18 protein-coding genes are annotated in these 14,594 nt (G+C 63.3%); 7 read left to right on the top strand and 11 right to left on the bottom strand.

Going from position 1 to position 14,594, the window contains the following annotated elements; translation table 11 throughout:
- Positions 1-58: 58 nt before the first annotated feature.
- From AC0V7N_RS11825 to AC0V7N_RS11795, 7 genes are all read right to left on the bottom strand, one after another.
- Positions 59-280 (bottom strand): GtrA domain-containing protein, encoded by a 222-nt coding sequence (locus AC0V7N_RS11825; protein ID WP_496628054.1) that lies wholly within the window; start codon positions 278-280, stop codon positions 59-61.
- Positions 205-468, bottom strand: a complete 264-nt coding sequence (locus AC0V7N_RS11820; protein ID WP_496627845.1) for a GtrA family protein — start codon at positions 466-468, stop codon at positions 205-207. The genes AC0V7N_RS11825 and AC0V7N_RS11820 overlap by 76 nt, the downstream gene beginning before the upstream one ends.
- Positions 465-1,283, bottom strand: coding sequence for a ChbG/HpnK family deacetylase (locus tag AC0V7N_RS11815; protein WP_475457609.1), 819 nt, complete (start codon positions 1,281-1,283; stop codon positions 465-467). Before AC0V7N_RS11815 ends, AC0V7N_RS11820 begins: the two co-directional genes overlap by 4 nt.
- A complete protein-coding gene (locus tag AC0V7N_RS11810) occupies positions 1,280-2,263 on the bottom strand; it encodes a glycosyltransferase family 2 protein (protein ID WP_475457607.1) in 984 nt (327 codons plus the stop codon). Before AC0V7N_RS11810 ends, AC0V7N_RS11815 begins: the two co-directional genes overlap by 4 nt.
- Positions 2,256-3,437 carry a glycosyltransferase family 87 protein gene (locus AC0V7N_RS11805; RefSeq protein ID WP_475457605.1) on the bottom strand — a complete coding sequence of 394 codons (1,182 nt, stop codon included), beginning with the start codon at positions 3,435-3,437 and terminating at the stop codon, positions 2,256-2,258. The genes AC0V7N_RS11810 and AC0V7N_RS11805 overlap by 8 nt, the downstream gene beginning before the upstream one ends.
- A 219-nt stretch (positions 3,438-3,656) precedes the next feature.
- Entirely contained in the window at positions 3,657-4,694 is a 1,038-nt protein-coding gene (locus AC0V7N_RS11800) for a zinc-binding dehydrogenase (RefSeq protein WP_475457602.1), read from the bottom strand.
- Positions 4,695-4,751: 57 nt separating this feature from the next.
- Entirely contained in the window at positions 4,752-5,993 is a 1,242-nt protein-coding gene (locus tag AC0V7N_RS11795) for an acyl-CoA dehydrogenase family protein (protein WP_475457600.1), read from the bottom strand.
- 121 nt (positions 5,994-6,114) lie between these two features.
- On the opposite strand from AC0V7N_RS11795, the gene AC0V7N_RS11790 reads away from it, so the two are divergent.
- The 6 genes from AC0V7N_RS11790 (at position 6,115) to AC0V7N_RS11765 (ending at position 10,451) form a co-directional block, all read left to right on the top strand.
- Positions 6,115-6,930 (top strand): SDR family oxidoreductase, encoded by an 816-nt coding sequence (locus tag AC0V7N_RS11790; RefSeq protein ID WP_475457598.1) that lies wholly within the window; start codon positions 6,115-6,117, stop codon positions 6,928-6,930.
- Between the two features lie 39 nt (positions 6,931-6,969).
- Positions 6,970-7,455: a MaoC family dehydratase gene (locus AC0V7N_RS11785; protein WP_280175382.1), complete on the top strand. Its 486-nt coding sequence runs from the start codon at positions 6,970-6,972 to the stop codon at positions 7,453-7,455.
- Positions 7,452-8,486, top strand: a complete 1,035-nt coding sequence (locus AC0V7N_RS11780) for a phosphotransferase (RefSeq protein WP_475457596.1) — start codon at positions 7,452-7,454, stop codon at positions 8,484-8,486. The genes AC0V7N_RS11785 and AC0V7N_RS11780 overlap by 4 nt, the downstream gene beginning before the upstream one ends.
- Positions 8,486-9,262 (top strand): SDR family NAD(P)-dependent oxidoreductase, encoded by a 777-nt coding sequence (locus tag AC0V7N_RS11775; protein ID WP_475457594.1) that lies wholly within the window; start codon positions 8,486-8,488, stop codon positions 9,260-9,262. Before AC0V7N_RS11780 ends, AC0V7N_RS11775 begins: the two co-directional genes overlap by 1 nt.
- A gap of 107 nt (positions 9,263-9,369) precedes the next feature.
- Positions 9,370-10,014 carry a TetR/AcrR family transcriptional regulator gene (locus AC0V7N_RS11770; protein WP_475457592.1) on the top strand — a complete coding sequence of 215 codons (645 nt, stop codon included), beginning with the start codon at positions 9,370-9,372 and terminating at the stop codon, positions 10,012-10,014.
- Between the two features lie 188 nt (positions 10,015-10,202).
- The gene (locus AC0V7N_RS11765; RefSeq protein ID WP_475457590.1) at positions 10,203-10,451 is read left to right on the top strand and encodes a DUF680 domain-containing protein; all 249 of its coding nucleotides are present in this window, start codon (positions 10,203-10,205) and stop codon (positions 10,449-10,451) included.
- Between the two features lie 49 nt (positions 10,452-10,500).
- On the opposite strand, the gene AC0V7N_RS11760 is transcribed toward AC0V7N_RS11765, so the two are convergent.
- A complete protein-coding gene (locus AC0V7N_RS11760) occupies positions 10,501-11,412 on the bottom strand; it encodes an AraC family transcriptional regulator (protein ID WP_475457588.1) in 912 nt (303 codons plus the stop codon).
- A 103-nt stretch (positions 11,413-11,515) separates the two neighbouring features.
- Between AC0V7N_RS11760 and AC0V7N_RS11755 the strand changes: the two genes are divergently transcribed.
- Positions 11,516-12,364: an SDR family oxidoreductase gene (locus tag AC0V7N_RS11755; protein ID WP_475457586.1), complete on the top strand. Its 849-nt coding sequence runs from the start codon at positions 11,516-11,518 to the stop codon at positions 12,362-12,364.
- A gap of 23 nt (positions 12,365-12,387) precedes the next feature.
- Here AC0V7N_RS11755 and AC0V7N_RS11750 read toward each other — a convergent pair whose 3' ends face one another.
- From AC0V7N_RS11750 to AC0V7N_RS11740, 3 genes are all read right to left on the bottom strand, one after another.
- Positions 12,388-13,437, bottom strand: a complete 1,050-nt coding sequence (locus tag AC0V7N_RS11750; protein WP_475457584.1) for a Gfo/Idh/MocA family protein — start codon at positions 13,435-13,437, stop codon at positions 12,388-12,390.
- Between the two features lie 16 nt (positions 13,438-13,453).
- Positions 13,454-14,239, bottom strand: a complete 786-nt coding sequence (locus AC0V7N_RS11745; protein WP_475457582.1) for a ThuA domain-containing protein — start codon at positions 14,237-14,239, stop codon at positions 13,454-13,456.
- A 79-nt stretch (positions 14,240-14,318) separates the two neighbouring features.
- Entirely contained in the window at positions 14,319-14,549 is a 231-nt protein-coding gene (locus AC0V7N_RS11740) for a hypothetical protein (protein WP_475457580.1), read from the bottom strand.
- Positions 14,550-14,594 lie beyond the last annotated feature (45 nt).

The following is a 14,594-nucleotide window of genomic DNA, read 5'->3' as shown; positions in this document are numbered from 1 at the left end:
AAAACTCCGGGGCGCGGCTAGCTGCTTTCCGTCTGCAATCTCGTCGGAGATAATGCCGCTATTTCAGCAGCCGGCCTTCGATCGACCAGCGCGCGGCGAGGAAATTCAGCACCGCCGCCACGATGACACCGCCGATCTTTGCCGGCCACACCCCGGCAATGCCGGAGAACAGCGCGATCGAAAGGCTGGAAACGCCGAGCGAAATCAGCGCCCCCAGCGAGACAAAGCGCAGGAAGGCATCGCGCAGCCGGATGGCCCGATCGCGCTCGAACGACCACAAACTGTTGGCCGTGAAGAGAAGATGACGGCAATGAACCAGGAGGTGACATTGGCCGGCAGCGGCGGGACATGCAGCTTGAGCAGCACGAAGAAGCCGGCAAGGTCGATGGCCGTGTTGACCAGTCCGACAATGGCAAAGCGGACGATCTTGCTGCCGGTCGAACGCCGGGGCTGGTCCGCGCCGCTCATCCCTGGCCGTCCATGATCTCGACACCGGCGCGGGCGAGGCTCGCGCCGAACGCTTCCGAGGCCAGGAGCGCGAACTCCACCTCGCGCACGCCTTGCATCGGGTCGCGCGTCCGCAGCGTCTCGTCGACATGGCCGGGATGGCACATGAACAGCCCGCGTTCCGGCAGTGCGTCGACGGCGGCTTGCAGAACAGGCGCAAATCTCTCGGGTTGCCGCCAGTCATAGATGCCGGCGAGCGGCTCGAAAATGCTGAAGCCGGTGCGCCGCATCGACCCATTGAAACCGGCAGCCACGGCGGCGATCGCCGCGACTTTCGGTGCCACGGCGGCGTTGCCCAGCGCCGGCGCACCGCGCAGCGCCGGCATGCCGCCAGCTTCGGAAAAATGCGCCCGCAGCCATTTGCGCACGACAGGCAGGAAATGCACGTGCTGGTGGCCGTCGATGAAGTCAGGCTGGCGGCCAAGCGCCTCGACGAAGCGGCTGTACTGCGCGTCGAGCTCGGCATGGACATCCCGCTCGTCGATGCTGCCGCGCAGGATCGGCAGTGCCAGCGAACGCAGCGGCGGCAGCCGGCCTTCCGGCGCCAGGCTCGACCGGCCGGTGACGGCAGGCTGGTCGGTCAGGGTCAGGTGTAGCCCGATCGCCGCGCGCTCGCGCAGCGGCATGATACGCGCCGCTGCGTCAGGCCATTCGGGAAAGCCGGTCATGCAGCTGGTGCCGGTCAGGCGGCCGCGATCGAGCAGGTCGAGAATAGCGGCGGAAACGCCGGGCGCCAGGCCGTAGTCGTCAGCGATGAGGCGGATGCGTCGCGTCATGCGCCGGGCGCGCCTGACGGCCTGTCCGGAACCTCTCCGCGCACGACATCGCGCACGATATAGACCGGCCGATCCTTGCTCTCCGAAAGCGTGACCCAGACATATTCGCCGATCAGGCCGAGCAAGGTGAGGTTGAGGCCGCCGAGCAGGACGACGGCGACCATCAGGCTGGGATAGCCGGGGACGGCGATGCCGTAGAACATCACCTCGAAGAACACCTTGGCGCCGTAAACGAGGCCCGCCAACGCCGCCAGCATCCCGCTCAGGCTGATGATGCGCAACGGGATGACGGAAAAGGAGGTAAAACCCTCCAGCGAGAAGGCGATCAGGTTGAGCCGGCTCCATTTCGACGTGCCGCTGGCGCGGTTCTCCGGCGAATAGGGCATGGCCTTCTGGCGAAAGCCCGCCCAGGCGAATAGGCCCTTGTTGAAGCGCCGCTTGTCACGCAGGCTCGTCAGCGCGCGCACCACGGCACCGCGCATGACGCGAAAATCTCCCGCATTCTCCGGAATGTCGAAACGCTGGCTGCTGTTGATGAGGCTGTAGAAAAGCCGCGCCAGCTGGCTGCGCCGCCAGCTGGCCTCGCGGCGGTCGTTCTGCGCGTAGACGACATCGATATCGCGGTTTTCCACCAGTTCGGCGATCATCTTCAGGCTGGTGTCCATCGAATGCTGGAGGTCGGCATCCATGACCAGCGCCATGTCACCGCGCGACTGGTCGAGGCCGGCGAGCACCGCGACCTCCTTGCCGAAATTGCGGCTGAGCCGCACGATCTCCCAGGAACCCGACAGCGCCCGCGAAAACCGCTCCGCGCTATCGTCGCGGCTGCCGTCGTCGACCAGGATCTTGTGGACAGCCATGCCGAAGCGCTGCGCCACCGTGGCTTCTAGCTTGTCGAGCAATGCGGCAAACGCCGATGCCGATTGCGCCTCGTTGAAGAACGGCGCCACGATATCGAGAACAGGCCGCGACTCAGCCATTTGCCACAGGCCTTTCATTCATCACATTGTCTCGCGTCACCTTGCCTCGTGCTTTCGCCCAGAACCACCAGACCAGGGAACCGGCGATAACCGTGACCGTGATCGGCCGGAACCAGGGATACGTCAAATCCTGGATATGGCGTTCGACGCCGGTTAGCCCCGTAAGGAACAGGGTCACCGCCAGCACCGAGGCCAGGACACCACCCCGTTCCTCGCGCCACAACAAGGCGATAGCGAGACCGGCAGGCACGGCGATCATGGCATAGGTGTTGGGCTCGACGCGCGGATTGAAGACGCACATGTAGAACGTCGCCGTCAGGAAGATGGCGAGCCCGGCCGTCCCGCGTTCGAGCTTGCGGTCGAACCAGATAACCGCGGAGAGCGTGAACACGGCCATGACGATGCGCACGATCGTGGCACCGAATTCCGGGAGGGGCAGCCCCATTTTGGTGAAGGGCGCCGTGAAGTCGGTGGGAACGAAGTGGCTGGTGTTGTCGACAGCCATCGAGGTCAACATCTGGCCAAAAACACGATACTGGTCGTTGAGATAGCTGGCGGAAGCGAAAGCATAGGGCAAAGCGAGGACGAACAACACGGCCAGCACCAGCACCGGTATCAGCCGGAAACGCAGGGCTCCCACCAACAACAGCATGATGATCGCGGTCGGCTTGGCGATGATGGCAACCGAAGCCCAGAAAAAGGTTTCGGCCCGCCGACCTTCGAGCGCCGACAAAGTGAGAAGCCAGCACGCCCCGGTCAACAGGATCGTCGCCTGGCCGTTGCGGATCGCCCCCAGCGCCATCGGCAGGGCGAGAAACAGCCCGAAGGAAAGCAGCCATGGCAATTCCCCACCGCCGAGCTTGCGCACCTGCCGCATCGCCGCAAAGGTCAGCACCGCGAAGCCAATGATATGCCACACCAGGCCGCCCAGATGCGGACCGAGCTTCACCAATGGAACATATAGCGCGGCAAAGGCCGGCGCGTAGAGATACCCCATCTCGGACTGGATGTTGTAGAGCGGCCGCCCGGAGAGAAATTCCTGGCTGCCATATCTGTAGGCCGACAGCACGCTGCGCGTGTCGGGTGCCAACAGGACGAGGACAAGAACGACCAGAAACGCTCCGATCCACAGGCCAAGTCCCAAACGGTCGAAAACCGGCTTGGACATCGTCATCAAGACACCCCACAACACCCGGAACAGGCTCAGTCCAGCACTGTCCCGGCATTCGATGGCGGCGGCATATCACGGACAAAGCGGCGTGGCATAGGGGGCTGAAAGACGCGGCCATCAAGTCGACGCGCCGCCGCGGACGGTCAGGCACTGCGACGGCCTGGCTGAAGCGAGACCTCCGAAAGCCTCGTATTCGCGCTTCCACCGCCGCTTCGAATAGCGTCAAGGCCTGATGAACACCTTGCCATTGGGCTTGGCCAGTTCGGCCGGTACCCGCTCGATCGCCTCGGCGAGCGGCACGACCGCCGTTACGTCGGTCGACCAGCGCCCGTCGGAAAAACGCTTCTGCGCTTCCAGGATCGCCGGACCACGGCGCTCCTTGAATTGCCGCATCCATTCGCTCAGCCAAAAACCTTCGATGTGCTTGTGCTGGAAGATCAGCTGGCCGGGCTCACGGATGATGGTGGCATCCGTGTCGAGCCGGCCATAGATGATCCAGCGCGCCCGTTTCGGCATCGCATGGAAGATCGCCGAAGCCAGCGGCCCGGTGACCGCATCGAGGAAGATGCGCGGCTGTTCGGCCTTCATCACCTCGCGCAGCGCGGCCTCGAAATCCGGCGCCTTCTCGTTGAGCACATGGGCAGCGCCGATCTCTTTCAGAAGCGCGATCTGCTCATCGCGGCGCACGGTGACGATTGGCCGAAAGCCCTCTTCCTTGGCGAGGCCGATGATCAGCTTGCAGAGCTGGCTGGCGCCTGCGGTCATGATGAAGGCCTTTTCGCCCTCCTGTTTGACGATGTCGAACATGGCAATCGCGGTGAGCGGATTGACGATCATCGCCGCACCATCTTCGTCACGAACCGTGTCGAGAAGCGGAATGCAGGCCGCCGCCTCGGCGACGGCAAATTCGGCCCACGAGCCCCAGTTGCTGAGGCCGGTGGCGAAGGCGACGCGCTTGCCGACGAGGCTTTTGGGATAGGGTTCGTCACCCCCGGCGACGACGGTGCCGACACCCTCGAAGCCGGCCGGCCGGCCCTTGGCGCGCGGCTGGCCGTACTGGCCCTTGATGAAGGCGACATCGGACGGATTGATCGAAGCCAGGCTGACCTTGATCAGCACCTGTGTCGGTCCAGGCGCCGGCACCGCGATGCTGCCCGGCTCGAGATAGGGCTCCATCGCCTCGAGCACACTGCCGCTCGGCGTCTTGGTGTAGCCGTCGCCGACCAGGAGCAGTGCCTTCATTTCGGAGGGGATGGTCATCGGTGACACTCCTTGGTTGCGGCGGAAAGACCGTATGCGGCGGGCCGAGCTTAACGCTCAGACTTTCTCCTGCGTGTATTTCTTCAGCTCCGTCCGTGCCACCTGGCGGCGATGCACGGCGTCTGGCCCGTCAGCGAGGCGCAATGTCCTCAGATGCGTCCATGAGCGGGCCAGCGGCGTGTCCTGGCTGATGCCTTGCGCACCAAACATCTGTACGGCCTCGTCGGTGACCTTGAGCGCGACGCGCGGCGCGATGACCTTGATCTGGCTGATCCAGGGGGCCGCAGCGCGCGCATCGCCATGGTCGATCATCCACGCCGCCTTGAGGCAGAGCAGCCGGGCCATCTCGATCTCCATGCGGCATTCGGCGATGATGTCGAAATTGGCACCGAGTTTCGCCAGGGGCTTGCCGAAGGCTTCGCGGCGCACCGAACGCTGGCACAGCATCTCCAGCGCCATCTCGGCCTGGCCGATGGCGCGCATGCAGTGATGGATGCGACCGGGGCCAAGCCGCCCTTGCGCGATCTCGAACCCCCTGCCCTCGCCGAGGATCAGGTTCGAGGCCGGTACCCTGACATTGTCGAAGCGAAGGTGCATATGGCCATGCGGTGCATCATCGTCGCCATAGACCTGCATGGCGCGGACCTTGGTCACGCCTTTCGTGTCCGAAGGCACCAGGATCATCGAATGGCGGCGGTGCTGCGGCTCGCCGTCGCCGCCGGTCCGCACCATGACGATGTAGATGGCGCAGCGTGGATCGCCGGCGCCCGACGCCCACCATTTCTCGCCGTTGAGCACATAGTCGTCGCCCTGCCACTCGCAGCGCATGGCAATGTTGGTGGCATCGGATGACGCGACATCAGGCTCGGTCATCAGATAGGCCGAGCGGATTTTTCCATCCAAAAGCGGTTCAAGCCATGTTTTCTTGTGGTCGGCCGAGCCGTAGCGCTCCAGCACCTCCATATTGCCGGTGTCGGGGGCCGAACAGTTGAAGGTCTCGGCGCCGAGATGCGCCTTGCCCATCTCCTCCGCCAGATAGGCATATTCGACGGTGGACAGGCCGTAGCCGCGCTCCGAGCCGGTCAGCCAGAAATTCCACAGGCCGCGCTCTCGTGCGGTCTTCTTCAGCCCTTCGAGGATCTCGCTCTGGCGCGCGCTGTAGACCCAGCGATCGCCTGCCTTGCCCACCTCGCCCAAGAATTCCTTGTCGAGCGGCATGATCTCGTCGCGCACCATAGCCGCGACGCGCGCGTGGATCGGCTTCAGCCGCTCGGTCATGCCGAGATTCATCTCCGTCATCGGTCGCTAACCCTTCATACAGGCCGGGCATTTTACCCGTGGCAAGGATGACCGTACTTCGGATAGCCTTGTCAACGCGAACTGTTTGCCCGCATGTCGAGGCAAAGCGCGGAGGATTGGAATGGCCTATCTCGACGAGCTGTTTTCGGTGGCCGGCAAGATCGCGCTGGTGACGGGAGGGGCGACTGGCATCGGCCGCATGGCGGCAACCGCGCTGGTGAAAGCCGGCGCCAGCGTCATGATCGCTTCGCGCAAGGGCGAGGATTGCATCAAGGTCGCCGCCGAACTGAACGGGCTTGGTGCGCCTGGCCGGGCCGAAGGCTTCGCCGGCGACGTTTCCAGCGAGGCTGGCATCGCCGCACTCGTCGCCGAGGTCAAGGCGCGGACCGGCAAGCTCGATATTCTGATCAACAATGCCGGCGTTTCCTGGGGCGCACCGCTGGAGAGCTTCCCCTATTCGGCATGGGCCAAAGTGCTTGGCGTCAATGTTACGGCCGTCTTCCACCTGACGCGCGAATTGCTGCCGCTGCTCGAAGCCGCCGCCAGCGATGCCGATCCCGCCCGGGTGATCAATCTGGGTTCGGTGATGGGCACGCAGCCGCTGGCCGACGACGCCTATTCCTACACCGCCTCCAAGGCCGCGGTGCATCATCTGACGCGCACGCTCGCGCTCGAATTCGCCGCACGCCGTATCACCGTCAACGCCTTCGCTCCCGGCCCTTTCCAGAGCCGGATGACGGCCTTTGCCACCGGTACGGATGAACAGGCCAGGCATGTCGGCAGCCATGTTCCGATCGGCCGTATCGGCGCAGCGGATGACATTGCCGGCGCAACGCTCTATTTGTGCAGCCGTGCAGGCAGTTATGTCACCGGCGCCATCCTGCCGATCGACGGCGGGCAGTCGGTGCAGCATGGATTGACCTTGTTCAAGGAATGACATTTTCCGGCCGTAGAAGCCGGAGGTGAACTGGAGGACATGAGCGTGGAACCGATCAGTCTCGATGTGCTTCTGGCCAGTGTCGGCAAGGAAGTTGGCGTCTCACCGTGGCGGGTGGTGACGCAACGCATGATAGACCAGTTTGCCGACGCCACCGACGACCACCAGTTCATCCACTGCGACCCCGAGCGGGCCAAGCGCGAGACGCCGTTCGGCGGCACCATCGCGCATGGCTTCCTGTCGCTGTCGCTGCTCTCGGCAATGACCTTCGAGACCATGCCGCCGCTGGAAAACGGCAAGATGGGCGTCAACCATGGCTTCGATTCGCTGCGCTTCCTGGCGCCTGTGAAGACCGGAGCGCGCATCCGCACCCATTTCGTGCTGGCCGACGTCAAGGTCAGACCGTCGGGCTGGGTGCAGACCGCGCATGACGTGACGATCGAGATCGAGGGCTCGAAGAAACCGGCGCTGACCGCCCGCTGGCTGACGCTCACCCTGATCGAACGCCAGCCCGAGACCGCATGAGCGACGCCAACGCGCTCGACCAGGCAGCGCTTGCGCCTTACCTCGAGGCGGAAATCCCGGGCTTTTCCGGGCTCGCTGCAATCGAAAAGTTCAAATCCGGCCAGTCGAACCCGACCTATCTGCTGACGGCGGCCAGCGGCCGCTATGTGCTGCGTGCCAAGCCGCCCGGGCAATTGTTGAAATCGGCGCATCAGGTCGACCGCGAATTCCGGGTGATGAAGGCGCTTGCCGGCACCGCCGTACCGGTGCCCGAAATGCTGCATCTGTCGGCCGAAGATTCGCCGATCGGCCGCATGTTCTATGTGATGGATTTCCTCGACGGTCGCATCTTCTGGGATCCGGCGCTGCCGGAAGCGCGCGACAATGACGAGCGCGCCGCGATCTACGACGCCATGAACGGAACGCTCGCGGCCCTGCACGACGTCGATGTCGAGGCCGTGGGTCTCGGCGATTTCGGCCGACCAGGCAATTATTTCGAGCGGCAGCTGGCGCGCTGGACCAGCCAGTACCGCGCCTCGGAAACCGGCACCATTGCCGACATGGACCAGCTGATCGCCTGGCTGGAAACGCACATGCCCGTAGATGACGGCCGTGTCTCGCTGGTGCATGGCGACTACCGGCTGGACAATCTGATCTTCGCGCCGGACCAGCCAAAGGTCATCGCGGTGCTCGACTGGGAGCTGTCAACATCGGGCCACCCCTTCGCCGACATCGCCTATCAGTGCATGCAATGGCGACTGCCGCATGCCTCCGGTTTTCGCGGCCTGGGCGGCATCGACCGTGGGGCAATCGGCCTGCCCTCCGAAGAAGATTATGTCGCCGCCTATTGCCGTCGGCGCGGGATCAGCGGCATCGGTAACTGGACGTTCTTCCTGGCCTTCTCCTTCTTTCGGTTGGCGGCGATCTGCCAGGGCGTCTACAAGCGCGCGCTGGACGGCAACGCCTCCAATCCCGAAAAGGCCAGAACCTACGGCGAAGCCGTGAAACTGCTGTCGCATCTTGCCGCAAGACTGATCGATAAGGAGACGTGATGGTCCGCTTTGACGGAGCAACGGTGCTGATCACGGGTGCCGCCGGCGGGCTTGGCCGTGGTGCCGCGAAAGGCTTTGCCGCCGAGGCTGCGCGACTGGTGTTGTCGGACATCGACGAAAAGGCGCTCGCCGATCTTGCAGCTTCCTTGCCGGTCGAAACGGCTATCCTGGCCGGCAACATCGCCGACGAGAAACTGTCGGAGGATCTGGTCAGGCTGGCGGTCGAAAGATTCGGCCGGCTGGATGTCGCCATCAACAATGCCGGGATCGTCCAGAGTTTCGTGCGGCTGCCGCAAGTGCCGTCGGATGAGGCCCGCCGCGTGCTGGAGATCGACCTGCTCGGCGTCTTCTATGCCATGAAGCACCAGATCCCGCAGATGGAGCGGCAGTTCAAGGCTACGGCCAAGGGCGGCGCAATCGTCAACATCGCCTCGGTTGCCGGGCTGGTTGGCGCGCCGAAACTTTCGGTCTATGCCGCCGCCAAACATGGCGTCGTCGGGTTGACCAAATCGGCGGCGGCCGAATACGCGACCAAGGGTGTGCGCATCAACGCCATCTGCCCTGCCCACACCAGGACGGCGATGGTGGACAGCTTCGTGCGCGTATCCGGCGCGCCGGAGGCAGAGGCGTTGGCCGAACTGACACGCGGCGTGCCGATGAAACGCGTGGCGGAAGTCGATGAAATCATCACCGCCATCCTGTTCGCCGCCGACCCGGCCAATTCCTTCATGACCGGCCACGCGCTGGCCATCGACGGCGGTGTCGGCGCCATCTGACTCCAAGATCTCACTCCCATGCCGCTTGGGAACTTCCCGTGCCCTTGTCCGTTTCCGTACAGCGTATATAATTTAGCCAGGCACCAACCAAACGAAGGCACCAGATCTTGCCGCCGAGCGTCCAGAAACGCCGCGAAAAACAAAAGGCCGAGCTGCGCTCCGAACTGGTCGAAGCCGCGCACAAGCTTGTCCAGGAAGAAGGCTATGAAGGCCTCACCATCCGCAAACTGGCCAAGCGGGTCGGCTATGCGCCGATGTCCGTCTATTCCTATTTCTCCGACAAGCAGGACATCCTGTTCGCGCTCGCCGAAGACGCCTTCGAGACGCTTGCCCGCCGCATCGAGGAGCATCCGTCCGACGACCCGATCGAGGCCCTGCGGGCGGTGATGACCGAATATGCCGCCTTCGGCCTTGGCAATCCCAATGAATACCGCACCGTTTTCATGACCGAAAAGACCACGCCGCCGGAAGGCCGGAGTTTTGAAGAAATGCACGAGGCCAACCCGGCGATGAAGGCGCTGATCACCCGGGTCGAAGCCTGCGTCGTCGCCGGAAAATTGCAAGGCGATCCGCGCGCCATCGCCACCATGCTGTGGGCGGTCGGCCACGGCACGATCTCGTTGCTGATCACCTTCCCCTTCTACCCCTTCGGCGACCCATATGCTTTCGTGAAACGGATGTGCGATCTCCAACTGGCCGCACTCAGCACCCAGAACGTGCCGCCATTGACCGAGACTCCGGTCGACTGCTGAACGACATCTCCGTCGTTTCCACACGTCCTCGCCACCCTTCCCAACCAAACTGAGGGTAATTTCTTGGTTAACAAAAAATTTATCGTACGCGTACGATCTTGACTTGAACTTCGCGATCGACGGTCGTATTTGTACGTCGTGCCGTACATGTACGGAAAAAATTCAACCGTCGAAAACGGAGACTGACAATGAAAAAGACCCTCCTCACCCTCGCCGCCGTGTTGGCCCTTTCCGGTTCGGCCTTCGCCGCCGGCACCACCCAGCCGGTCAAGCACATGCCGGCCGCGACTTGCGTCGACACCAAGACCAATGTGAAGCTCGATTGCGCCTCGACCGGCTCGGTCGAGAAGAAGGGCGCCACGGAAAACACCGCTGAAGGCAAGGGCCCGCGCCTCGGCATCAGCATCAACCCGTGGATCGTGCCGAGCGCATTCTGAGCTTCGAGTGCATACCCGCCCGGGGTTTCCCCGGGCATAGGTGGGATACCTAGCCTCGGCTTTGCGCCTGATATTGAGTCGGTGCGCAGCCAACCTTGCCACTGAAGGCGGTGCTGAAGGCACTTGCCGATTGATAGCCAACATCGGCGGCGATCTGGCTAAGCGGTTTCTGACTATGCAGCAATGCATCCTTGGCCAGTGCCATGCGCCATGCCAGTAAATATTCGACCGGTGCTGCCCCGACGACATCGACGAACCGCCGCGCAAAGCGCGAGCGTGACATTCCGACACTTTTTGCGAGCTCGGCGATCGTCCACGCTCTGCCGACATCCGAATGGATGTGGCCGAGCGCCCTGGACAATTGCGGATCGGCAAGGCCGCCAAGCAGGCCCTGTGGCCGCGTCGCATGCCGCGCACCATCCCGCCGCAGCGTTTCGATCAGCATCACTTCGATCAGCCGCGCCAGCACCATGTCCCTTGCCGGTCTGGCAGCACGGTTTTCGTCGACGATGATCCGCATCAGGCTTCCAAGCCTTTCCCCGGCCTCCTCCGCCGCCCGGATATGGGTGAAGCGTGGCAACAGGCCGAACAAAAGATCGGCGTTGGCCGGATCGCAGAGGATCAGGCCGCCAAGGATGCGCGTCGTCGGGCCTTCTCCCCAGCCGACCCTGAGTTCATTGTCGACCGTGTTGCGCTCCTTGAATTCGGCGTCGGACAGCACAAGCTTCGCGCCCGGCCGGCTGACGAAGCACGGCGACGACGGCTGAGCGGCCAGCAGGTAATCGCCCACGCACAGCTGCACCGCATCGGCGTCATCGGGCTGAAACCAGCACTCGCCTTCGGTCACCAGATAGAAAGTGGGGTCGCTCTGATAGGGCGAACGGATACCCCACTCCCCGGTTGCGGCGAGATTGCCGAGGAGCAGCGTCCTTGGGCGCAACAGGGCAACAATGTCGGTCAACGGGTCCAAATGAGACGATCCGTAATCTAATTGGCACTGTTCATTATAGATCAGATCAGAACTTTTACCTAGATCAGCCGCATAACCTCAAGGAGTTATGTGAATGGCCAAGACCGTCCTCATCACCGGCTGTTCGTCAGGACTGGGCAAGAGCACTGCAAGGCACTTCGCCGCCCAAGGCTGGAACGTCATCGCGACAATGCGCAAGCCGGACCAGAGCCTCGCCGCCGACTATCCCGATCAAATGCTTGTCCTGCCCCTCGACGTCACCAATGCCGTCAGCATCGAGACCGCCATTGCCGCCGGCATTGGGCGCTTTGGCCATATCGACACCGTCGTCAACAATGCCGGCGTCAGTGTCCTCTCGATCTTGGAAGCCACCGCGAAGGAAACGATCCGCGGCATTTTCGAGACCAATGTCTTCGGCATGATGAATGTCATGCAGGCGGCGATCCCGCATCTGCGTGCCCATGGCGGCGGCACAATCATCAACATCAGTTCCGGCGTCGGCCTGGCGGCTGTACCGCTGCTAGCGCTGTACACCGCGACCAAGCATGCCGTCGAAGGCCTGTCGGAATCGCTGTCCTACGAACTTGAATCGCAGAACATCCTGGTCAAGCTGGTCGAGCCCGGCGCCATGCGCACCACCAGTTTCACCGCCAACACCATGGCGGCATCGCAGGCCGTTTCAGTACCGGCGACATACAAGCCCTACTTCGACCACATGATGCAATCGATGATGAACTACCCGCTCCCGGATGCCGATGAGCAGCAGGTCGTTGCGACGATCCACGCGGCGGCAACCGACCCATCACACCGCCTGCGCTACCTCGCCGGCCCGGATACGGAGGAGATGGCAAGACTGCGCTGGTCGACCTCGGAAGACGAATATCTGTCGACCATGAACCGGTTGATGGGGCAGACCGCGTGGCGCGACGGCAATCCTGGCTGATCGCTTTGCGCGAAGGCTGCCAATCAGCCGATCGAGACCGGCAGTCTGGCCGCTGAACTTTCAAAGGCCGCGTCGATCAGCCTCTGCATGTCGGCGGCGCGCCGGAAGGACGGGGCGCCATTCTGCCCGGCATCCAGCGCGTCGACAAAACGCTGGGCGTTGCGCTTGGCGTCCGGCAGGGCCAGCTCTCGCCAGAGCTGAACATCGACGTCCTCTCCCAGGCACGCCGACAGCCGCGCCGCCTTGCCATCGGTCTCGACCTTGAGCGCTCCCTTGGTGCCATGCAGCGCCAGCGACAGATCATTGCCATGGCCGGTTGTGTAGCGGCTCGCCATGATCGTCGCCAGCGCGCCGGATGTCAGCCTTGCCGTCATCGCCACACTGTCATTGGCGTCCAGCACATAGTCGCCGATCCGGTTGCCCTCGGCCTTCGGAAACGTCACCAGATCGGCGTGCAGGCTGACAATATCCTGGGCCGCGCCATAGGTGGCGAAGTCCAGGATGTGGATGCCGACATCGCCCAGAACCCCGGTCGAACCATGCCAGCTCGACAGGCGCCACAGCCATTTGTCCTCGACGCGCCAGTCCCCCCAGGATTTGCTGACCAGCCAGCTCTGCTTGTAGCTCGCCTCGACATGGCGCAATTCGCCGATCGCGCCCGCCAACACCAGACGCCGTGCCTCCTGGATCGCCGGTGAATTGCGGTAGGTGAGATTGACCATGTTGACGAGGCCGGCGGCCTCGGCCGCTTCGGTCATGGCAAGCGCATCGGCATGGTTCGGTGCCAGCGGCTTTTCGCAAAAGACATGTTTTCCCGCGGCAAGCAGCGCCAGCGTCGTCGCCTTGTGCACACCGTCAGGAGTCGCGTTGATGGCGGCGTCGAAATCGCCCCAGGCGATCGCCGCTTCAAGGCTCTCGAAAGAAACGCCGATCTCGTTGGCGGCGGCAAACGCCGCCGCGCGGCCAGGCAGCTGATCGACACAGGCGACAATGCTGCAGCCAGGGACCTTTGCGAACTCTTCGATATGATGTCCGGCGATCCAGCCGGTGCCGAGCAAGAGCAGGCGATGCATCAGATCAGGTCCCCCATCAACTCAACCCCTTGTCGCCATCGGCATGCAGGCGCAGGCCCTTCTGCACGATCTTCTCCTTGGCCTTGTCCGTCGGCACGTTCGGCGCATTGGTGATGCCGGACCATGCGGGCGCCGGGTTGTGCGCCCAGTGCACGGCGTTGCGCAGCACCTGCTGCACGCCCGCATTGTGATAGATCGGATAGGTCTCGTGGCCGGGTGAAAAATAGAAGATGCGGCCCGCGCCACGCTGGTAGGTCAACCCGGAGCGGAACACCTCGCCGCCCTCGTACCAGGAGACAAACACCGTCTCCAGCGGCTCCGGCACCGCGAACGGCTCGCCATACATTTCCGTCTCGCCGATCTCCAGGCATTCGCCGATGCCTTGCGCGATCGGATGGCTGCGGTTGATCGCCCAGACGCGCTCGCGTTCGCCCGCCTCGCGCCATTTCAGCGAACAGGGCGTGCCCATCAGCCGCTTGAAGATCTTCGAGTAATGGCCGGAATGCAGCACGATCAGCCCCATGCCTTCCCAGACCCGCTTCTGCACGCGCTCGACGATCTCGTCCTTGACCTCGCCATGCGCCGCATGCCCCCACCACAGCAGCACATCGGTGGCTGCAAGACGCTTCTCGCTCAGGCCGTGCTCGGGTTCCTGCAAGGTGGCGGTGGTCGCCTCGATGCCCTTGTCCTGGTTGAGCGCCGTGGCAATCGTGCCATGCATGGTCAACGGATAGAGGTCACGCACGGCGACATTGGTCTGCTCATGGACATTCTCGCCCCAGACGACAGCTTTTATCGGCATTTTTTCCTCTCCAAAGCGCTTTGAATATCTCAACTGGCAATACCTTGGGAAGATGCCTTTCAACCAAAATTGCGGAAAATCAGGGCTTGCGGGGTTTCCGCCCGGGGACGGTCTTGGCTTTGCCCGGCTTGGCGGGCGCGCCGGGGATCGCCGAACTGGTGATGGACACCGGATCGCTGGCCGGAAAGGTGTCCTCGAGGCCTTCCTCGAGTTCCTGTTCGGCGCTTGGCGCTTCGTGTTGCTCATGCTCAAGCGAGCGCACGGCGGCCGTCTTTTTCACCGGCGACTTCGGCGCGGATTTTGATGGCATCGGCATTTCTCCCTCGACCTGTTGCCGCACAACGGATGCGGGCGG

The sequence above is a fragment of the Mesorhizobium kamtschaticum genome (assembly GCF_056174585.1).
This window is presented reverse-complemented; position numbering and strand designations above follow the sequence as displayed.

Excerpts from the sequence above, each read along its gene's own strand:
- AC0V7N_RS11785 (WP_280175382.1), top strand. The coding sequence starts at position 6,970 with ATGAGCGTGGAACCGATCAGTCTCGATGTGCTTCTGGCCAGTGTCGGC.
- AC0V7N_RS11790 (WP_475457598.1), top strand. The coding sequence starts at position 6,115 with ATGGCCTATCTCGACGAGCTGTTTTCGGTGGCCGGCAAGATCGCGCTG.
- AC0V7N_RS11800 (WP_475457602.1), bottom strand. The coding sequence starts at position 4,694 with ATGACCATCCCCTCCGAAATGAAGGCACTGCTCCTGGTCGGCGACGGC.
- AC0V7N_RS11795 (WP_475457600.1), bottom strand. The coding sequence starts at position 5,993 with ATGACGGAGATGAATCTCGGCATGACCGAGCGGCTGAAGCCGATCCAC.
- AC0V7N_RS11780 (WP_475457596.1), top strand. The coding sequence starts at position 7,452 with ATGAGCGACGCCAACGCGCTCGACCAGGCAGCGCTTGCGCCTTACCTC.
- AC0V7N_RS11820 (WP_496627845.1), bottom strand. The coding sequence starts at position 468 with ATGAGCGGCGCGGACCAGCCCCGGCGTTCGACCGGCAGCAAGATCGTC.
- AC0V7N_RS11765 (WP_475457590.1), top strand. The coding sequence starts at position 10,203 with ATGAAAAAGACCCTCCTCACCCTCGCCGCCGTGTTGGCCCTTTCCGGT.
- AC0V7N_RS11805 (WP_475457605.1), bottom strand. The coding sequence starts at position 3,437 with ATGACGATGTCCAAGCCGGTTTTCGACCGTTTGGGACTTGGCCTGTGG.
- AC0V7N_RS11815 (WP_475457609.1), bottom strand. The coding sequence starts at position 1,283 with ATGACGCGACGCATCCGCCTCATCGCTGACGACTACGGCCTGGCGCCC.
- AC0V7N_RS11755 (WP_475457586.1), top strand. The coding sequence starts at position 11,516 with ATGGCCAAGACCGTCCTCATCACCGGCTGTTCGTCAGGACTGGGCAAG.
- AC0V7N_RS11750 (WP_475457584.1), bottom strand. The coding sequence starts at position 13,437 with ATGCATCGCCTGCTCTTGCTCGGCACCGGCTGGATCGCCGGACATCAT.
- AC0V7N_RS11775 (WP_475457594.1), top strand. The coding sequence starts at position 8,486 with ATGGTCCGCTTTGACGGAGCAACGGTGCTGATCACGGGTGCCGCCGGC.
- AC0V7N_RS11810 (WP_475457607.1), bottom strand. The coding sequence starts at position 2,263 with ATGGCTGAGTCGCGGCCTGTTCTCGATATCGTGGCGCCGTTCTTCAAC.
- AC0V7N_RS11745 (WP_475457582.1), bottom strand. The coding sequence starts at position 14,239 with ATGCCGATAAAAGCTGTCGTCTGGGGCGAGAATGTCCATGAGCAGACC.
- AC0V7N_RS11740 (WP_475457580.1), bottom strand. The coding sequence starts at position 14,549 with ATGCCATCAAAATCCGCGCCGAAGTCGCCGGTGAAAAAGACGGCCGCC.